This is a genomic window from Plantactinospora sp. B5E13 (genome assembly GCF_039871775.1).
Lineage (GTDB): Bacteria > Actinomycetota > Actinomycetes > Mycobacteriales > Micromonosporaceae > Plantactinospora.
This window is the reverse complement of the sequence record NZ_JBDPLT010000061.1, coordinates 42,174-48,575: the sequence shown is the minus strand read 5'-3', so window position 1 is coordinate 48,575 and position 6,402 is coordinate 42,174. Positions and strand designations below refer to the sequence as shown.

Genomic DNA, 6,402 nt, shown 5'->3' with positions numbered 1-6,402 from the left:
GCTGGCGGACCCTTCGTCACACCACCGCCAGCCCACGGCAGATCGGCGACATCGTCCGCGCCGCTCTCCACCTCACCCACTTCGAATACCGATACCTACCGAATCCATGCTGAGATCACGTCATTGAGATGAACGGCATGACGAAAGCATTCTTGGCGGCTTCTTCCGTCTGGATCGCGTCCCGCTGATTCCGGACCTTCGTGGCGAGCGCGGCGACCCGTTCGCTGAATTCCATCAAGCGGACTCCCTCTTCTGGATTGGCAAAATGCGCCAGATGTTGTTCGTATGCTCTGCTGCTGGCGAGTCGGAAATCCAGGGCAACGACCGGATGCTACCGGGCGGCCGTGTAGCGCGAAGCCGCGAAAAAGATTGATTAATCCCTCCTTTCGCTGGTTCGATACGACGGAAAGGGCAGGTTTGCAGGGTCTCGGCCGTGAGTAAGATGCGCTGCCGACTGGGGGGCGCGGGCGGCTGTACTCCCTGCAGCGTTGATCGACGCATATCGCACTGCTGAGCTGGGCGGCGAGGGCGCCGCCGACCAGCTCGTCATCGACATCATCAGGACCGGCGAGACGCGGGAGCGATTCGTCGCTGGACGCCTCGTCGCGCTCTGCCCATCGAATCCTCGACTGGCCCCAGGAGATTGGGCCGAATCCCGTGGGAAGCGGCATTCCATCATCCATACAGGTTGCCGAAAGACGGCGATCGGCCGATGCTGCGCTCGTACGAGCATCCGAGGAGACGAGGCATCCGACCGCCTGGTCATTACCGGTCGGGGAATCCTCGAACGATCAGAGGTCGGCGAGGACGAGGAGACGTTCCATCTCCGACACCGGCAGGGATGGCGAGGCGGCGGCCGCCCGGGTGACTGATTCGCTCTCATCGGCCAGCAGGGCGATCAGCGTACGTGTCGGCAGGCTCGGGTGCGGGGCGATGGCGCGGCGTACCGAGAGCTCGGGGTCGGCCGCCAGTCGTTCGGCCAGCTCGGCGGGCAGGGCAGGGTCGCGGGGGGCGAGGACCCGCATCCTCGGGTCGGGATCGGTGGCGAATCGGCGGAGCATCTCCGGCGGGAAGGTGAAGACGTCGGCGGGACGCCACCGGTCCTTCTTCTCCGACCGGTGGTCACGTTCTATCCGTTCGGCGGTCGCCAGGTCGACCAGGTGGGAAAAGGTCCGGGCCGCGGTCGCGCGAACGAGACTCTCCTCGTCGTCGAGCAGCCGCAGCACCGCGTCCGGGGGAAGTCGCTGACTGTACGCCGCGGAGTTGCGGAAACAGACATAGGGCGAGGACACGTGTGGCAGGGGATCGGCGGTCACCCAGGGCAGGTGCAGGCACCTCAGTTCGGTGACGGCGAATCTGTTCTGGACCGTGCGGACGAAGGTCGCCTCGTCCAGGTCCTCGGTCTGCAGCGCCGTCAGCAGCTCGGTACCACCCTGCTGCACCTCGGCGTAGATCCGCTGGCGTAGTGGCTCGGGGGTGTCGGGTCGGGCGAAGACGCGGATCCGTACCAACAGGCTGGGATCCTCGGCGAGTCGGTCCCGCAGGTCCGGGGGAAGCTGCGGATGTTCGGCCACCTCCTGGCGTACCCGGTCGTCCGGGTCCTCGGCCAACCGCAGCGCCGTTTCGGCGGTGAGACTCAGATGCCGCACCACACCGGCCCGGGTGACCGGGTCGTCGAGCAGGTCGGGCATCAGGTCGGCGGGCGGGACAGGGTGGGGCAGCCGGCGGTAGTAGGTGGCGCAGGCGGCTGCCCTGACCCGGTCGACCGGATCGGTCAGCAGGATCCGCCGTACCTCCTCCGGAGCCTGCGGCCACCACTCGGCGAGGGTCGCACGTATCTCCGGATCGGGGTCACCCGCGAGCCGGGCACGAAGATCCGGGGGTACGTGATCCTTCTCCGCGAGGCACTCACGCACCCGCTTGTCCGGGTCGTCGATCAGCCGGGCGAACAGCTCCCGGGGCGCGTCCTCGGCGCCCACGACCAGGGCGGCACGGACGCCGGGATCCCGATGCTCGGCGAGCCGGAGTCGGGCGTCGTTCGGAAGGTGACGATTGAGCGCCAGCGAGTGCAGCAGCCAGTGGTAGTCCGTGGCGAGAATCTCGGCGATCAGGTCGGCGGTCAGATCCGCCCGCTTGGCCACGTCGCCGAAGCCCCGGCGGTGGGCGAGCAGACGGCGGATCAGCGTCGCCGGCAACGCCGGATTCTCGGCAAGACCCTCCAGCGCCGCAGCGAGGTGAACCGGCACCGGTGCAGCGTCAGACATACCAGAACACTCTCAGCCGAGCCGGCCGCTACACCAGCCGATGGTGTCCGGCCCGGCCGGCGGTCCGGTTCCGAGTCACGCGTCTCCCAGAACTCTGGGATACCGGGGACGTGTTGATCTACCGAAGAATCCACGCATGCAGACCAAACGATCTTTGTTGGCGGCGTTGCTGTTCGGCGCGACCGTGCTGGTACCGGTGGCGGTGACCCCCTCGCCGGCCCTGGCCTACGAGGTGGACTGCGGGGCCAACGGTGGTCCCGGGCCCCGGCCGGGGCTACCGGGAGATGAGGAGCCCGAGCAGCAGGGACAGCAGATGACGCCGGAGGAGATGCGCGCCTTCGTGGCCAGCCACGAGAGCCCGAACGGCCTCGCCGGTGACCCACACGTCTACATCGACACCATGGGGCACCCGACCGTCGGTGTCGGCTTCAACCTCGACCGGGCCGACGCCCGCGCCCTGCTCACCAAGGTCGGGGCGAACTACGATGCGGTCCGCGCCGGCACCCAGAATCTCACCCCGGCCCAGATCGCGACCCTGTTCGAGGCCGACTTCATCGCCGCGTCGGCGACCGTGGCCCGCTACATCTACAACTTCGACTCGCTGACCACGTCCCGGCAGGCCGTGCTCATCGACATGGCGTTCAACCTCGGACCGGCCGGGTTCAAGGGGTTCCGCAACATGATCAACGCGGTCAACGTCGGCAACTGGGAGGCGGCGGCCCGGGCGATGAGCCAGTCGTTGTGGGCCACCCAGGTCGGCACCCGGGCCGTCCAGGACATCAAGCTCATGCGTCAGGGGGCGCTGTGCCAGCCCGGTGACGCGCCGGCCGCGCCGCCGCCGGGCGGCAACCACGTCAACTACCCCGGCAACGTCTGGGCCATGCCGGACACGAGTGGTGCCACCATCGGCGGCGGCTCGCCCGCGCCCATCGCCTGCCGCCTCGACCACATCGAGGTGTACTACGAGGGCAGCTGGATCGACATCGTTGTCGTCGACTGTTACTGACCGCCACTGACAGCCGGGCGGACGACCGCAGCACTCGCGGCGGCGTCCGCCCGGTTGGCGGTGAGCAGCATCGCCACGAACTCGCGCCGGCTCCGCACGCCGGCTTTGTCGAACACCGCCTTGAGGTGGTCCTGCACCGTGTACGGCGAGACCAGCAGGGCGGCGGCGATCTCGGCGGTGTTCAGGCCCCGGGCAGCGTACAACGCGACCTGCGCCTCGCGCTCGGTGAAGCCGTACGCGGCGAAGGTCACCGGGATCAGTTCGGCCGGGCCGGCCGGGGTGACCACCACGGCGACGGGTGACCGGGGCGACCGGCCGAGCAGCGAGGCGTGCAGCACGTGCCACCGGCCGTCCGTGGTCCGGACCCGCAGCGGCGGCTCCGGAACGGGCCGGCCGGCGGCGACCGCGCGGGCGTGCTCGGCCGCCATCACAAACGGCAGCGGCACACCGAAGAGCGCGGCGGTGTCGGCGGACAGCCGGCCGAGCAGCTCCTCGGCCCGCTCGTCGGCGTGCAGCACCCGGTTGTCCGGCCCGACGACGAGCACCGCCGGTGCGGGGGCGGCCGGTCCGTTCGAGGCGATCCGGCCAGCCGTACCCGACCCGGCGGTGCTGCGCCGGAGCGCGGCACCGATCAGCGGCGCCGCCGCATTCGCCAACGACAACTCCTCAGGCCGGTAGTGGCCCCGGTCCGGCGCCCGCATGAACGCCGCACAGCCCCACCGGCCGCCCCGGCTGTCGAAGACCGCCCGCAACTCGTCGCCGTACCCGGCCGGCCGGATCTGGTCGCGGTACCGCAGACTCTGCTCGGGCCGTCCGCCGGTGGCCCGGCTGAGGGTCTCCGCCGCCCGGCCACTGCGCCGGATCACCGGAAACGTCGCGATGTCGTCGCCCCACACCTCCAGCTCGACCGCCGCGTGGAAGTCCGACAGCCGTAGGTCCGGACTGACCACCGAGGTGACCAGCCCGGTGGCCGGGTCGCTGTCGTGCCAGCAGACGCCGTCGTAGCCGAGCACCGGGCGCAGCAGCGCGTCGGCGCGGCCGTACACCTCGGTCGAGGGCAGCGTGGCGACGCTGAGTTCGGTCAACTCGGCCAGGACCCGTCGATGCGTCCGACGCCACCGCTGTGCTGTCCCGCGAGCCGGCATGGCGGGCAGCCTAGCGCCCGACCCGGGGTTGACTTTGTCGCATGCTATGACTCAAGCTGTTGAGACAGAGCTTGCGACAGTCGGAGGTGGGTGGCATGCGACAGCCAGATCAGACGGATCCGAAGCGGTGGCTGGCCGGGGTGTGGCTGGAGCGGCACGGCCTGGCCGACGTCGAGCCGACCCCGCTGCTCGCGGCCCGGCTGGCGGTGCGGCGGCGGGTCAGGGTCGCCGACAGCCTGCTGCTGGCCGCGTTCATCGTCGGCGCGGCACTCACCCACGTGTCGGTGCTGGGCAGTGACGCCACCACCTCCTGGCTACCGACGCTGGCGCTCGTCGCGCTGGTGGTCGGGCTGCTGGTGGCCCAGTGGCTGCTCGGCTGGTGGGTGCGGCACGTCGACCGACGGGCCGGCGCGCGACTGCCCCGGCGGGTCGCCCACCCGGTCCAACTCGGCTGGTCGGCGGTGCTAGGCCGGCCGTACGCCGTCTTCACCGTCGTCACCTACACCGCCGCCCTGCTGCTCGCGGCGAGCGTGCTGGCGGTGCCGGATCCCGACCTGCGACGTGGGGCGACCGTCGTCCTGATCGGCCTCACCGGCGCCGCCGTCGGCGTCATCCTGCAGCTGCGTAACGTGCTGGCGAGCCCGGCCGTGGCCGAGGACGAGGCGTCGCTCACCGCCGACGTCATCATGCGGGTCGAGGACGTCCGTGCCCTCGTCACACCCAGCCTGGTCTGGACGCTGCCGGCCATCTTCCTGTACGGCGAATCGTTCGGCTGGTGGAACATCGCCTCGATCGGACTCGTGGTGGTGAGTGCCATCGTCTTCTGCCTGATCCACTTCCGGACCACGGGTGTCGGGACGACCGCCCGCCGTGCCATGGTCACCCGATGATCGTCATCGACGCGGCCTCGCCGACGCCGCCGTACGAGCAGCTCCGGGCCCAGCTCGCGAGACAGATCCAGGACCGCACGCTCGCCGTCGGCACGAGACTGCCGACGATCCGTCGACTCGCCGCCGACCTCAGCCTCGCCGTGAACACCGTCGGGCGGGCCTACCGGGAACTGGAGGAGGCCGGGCTGATCGAGACCCGGGGGCGGGCCGGCTCGTTCGTGACGGCCGCCGGCGAACAGGCCCTGGAGCAGGCCCGCCGCGCCGCCCACGACTACGCGGCGGTGATCACCAGCATCGGCATCGACCCCGTCGAGGCGATCCGGATCGTCGAGGCGGCACTCGGCCGGCCGGCGACACCCTGAACCGCCGGACTGACCGTGACGCCGAGCAGTATCCACGTCGTCCGAAGTGGACGGGGTGCCACGGAGACGGCCACCAGGACCATGATTGCGGCCCGCTGTTACGGTCGGGCGGTGACGAGGACTCGGGTTCTGCTCGGGTGCGGGGTCGTCGGCGCCCTGCTGTTCATCGCGGTCCTGCTGGTCAACGGCGTGGTGAAACCCGGGTACGACCCGGCGCGTGACTTCGTCAGCGAGGGCGCCATCGGTCGGGGTGGCTGGCTGCAGATCGCCGGTTTCGTGGCGAGCGGGACCCTGTTGACCGCCTTCTCGTTCGGCCTACGGCGGACCACGCCGAGATGGACGGCCTGGCTGGTTCGGACGATGGCGCTCTGCCTCGTCGGGGCCGGGATCTTCGTCTCCGACCCGGTTCCCGCCGACGCCGCGACCGTACCCGGCATCGTGCACAACGTCGTCTCGGTCGTGGTGTTCGCCGCGTTGGCCGCCGCGACCTTCACCGCGATCCGGTGGCGTCCGACCCGGCTCTGGCGCTGGTACTGCCTGCTCAGCGGGATCGGGATCATCGTGTTCTTCGTGGCGGCCGGCGGGGCCGACCCGGTCGCGGGTACGCCAGGGATCTTCCAACGACTCTCGATCGTCACCGGGTGGACCTGGCTGGCCGTCCTCGGCCTGCGGGCGCCGCGCACCGAGGCCACGACGGGTCGTACCGCGCGGACCTCGACCCAGCCCGTGACCTGA

Annotated in this window: 6 protein-coding genes; 4 read left to right on the top strand and 2 right to left on the bottom strand. The window is 70.3% G+C overall.

Annotated elements, in window-relative coordinates; genetic code table 11:
* Nucleotides 1-791: 791 nt before the first annotated feature.
* The gene (locus tag ABGB05_RS33345; RefSeq protein WP_347657942.1) at nt 792-2,246 is read right to left on the bottom strand and encodes a hypothetical protein; all 1,455 of its coding nucleotides are present in this window, start codon (nt 2,244-2,246) and stop codon (nt 792-794) included.
* Nucleotides 2,247-2,400: 154 nt separating this feature from the next.
* Between ABGB05_RS33345 and ABGB05_RS33340 the strand changes: the two genes are divergently transcribed.
* Nucleotides 2,401-3,270: a glycoside hydrolase family protein gene (locus ABGB05_RS33340; protein ID WP_347657941.1), complete on the top strand. Its 870-nt coding sequence runs from the start codon at nt 2,401-2,403 to the stop codon at nt 3,268-3,270.
* Here ABGB05_RS33340 and ABGB05_RS33335 read toward each other — a convergent pair.
* Nucleotides 3,264-4,415, bottom strand: a complete 1,152-nt coding sequence (locus ABGB05_RS33335) for a helix-turn-helix transcriptional regulator (protein WP_347657940.1) — start codon at nt 4,413-4,415, stop codon at nt 3,264-3,266. The two genes, ABGB05_RS33340 and ABGB05_RS33335, sit on opposite strands and share 7 nt — an antisense overlap.
* A 95-nt stretch (nt 4,416-4,510) precedes the next feature.
* Between ABGB05_RS33335 and ABGB05_RS33330 the strand changes: the two genes are divergently transcribed.
* The 3 genes from ABGB05_RS33330 (at nt 4,511) to ABGB05_RS33320 (ending at nt 6,402) form a co-directional block, all read left to right on the top strand.
* Nucleotides 4,511-5,305: a hypothetical protein gene (locus tag ABGB05_RS33330; protein ID WP_347657939.1), complete on the top strand. Its 795-nt coding sequence runs from the start codon at nt 4,511-4,513 to the stop codon at nt 5,303-5,305.
* The gene (locus tag ABGB05_RS33325) at nt 5,302-5,667 is read left to right on the top strand and encodes a GntR family transcriptional regulator (protein WP_347657938.1); all 366 of its coding nucleotides are present in this window, start codon (nt 5,302-5,304) and stop codon (nt 5,665-5,667) included. Before ABGB05_RS33330 ends, ABGB05_RS33325 begins: the two co-directional genes overlap by 4 nt.
* Nucleotides 5,668-5,778: 111 nt before the next feature.
* Nucleotides 5,779-6,402 (top strand): DUF998 domain-containing protein, encoded by a 624-nt coding sequence (locus ABGB05_RS33320; RefSeq protein ID WP_347657937.1) that lies wholly within the window; start codon nt 5,779-5,781, stop codon nt 6,400-6,402.

Excerpts from the sequence above, each read along its gene's own strand:
- ABGB05_RS33335 (WP_347657940.1), bottom strand. The coding sequence starts at position 4,415 with ATGCCGGCTCGCGGGACAGCACAGCGGTGGCGTCGGACGCATCGACGG.
- ABGB05_RS33325 (WP_347657938.1), top strand. The coding sequence starts at position 5,302 with ATGATCGTCATCGACGCGGCCTCGCCGACGCCGCCGTACGAGCAGCTC.
- ABGB05_RS33340 (WP_347657941.1), top strand. The coding sequence starts at position 2,401 with ATGCAGACCAAACGATCTTTGTTGGCGGCGTTGCTGTTCGGCGCGACC.
- ABGB05_RS33330 (WP_347657939.1), top strand. The coding sequence starts at position 4,511 with ATGCGACAGCCAGATCAGACGGATCCGAAGCGGTGGCTGGCCGGGGTG.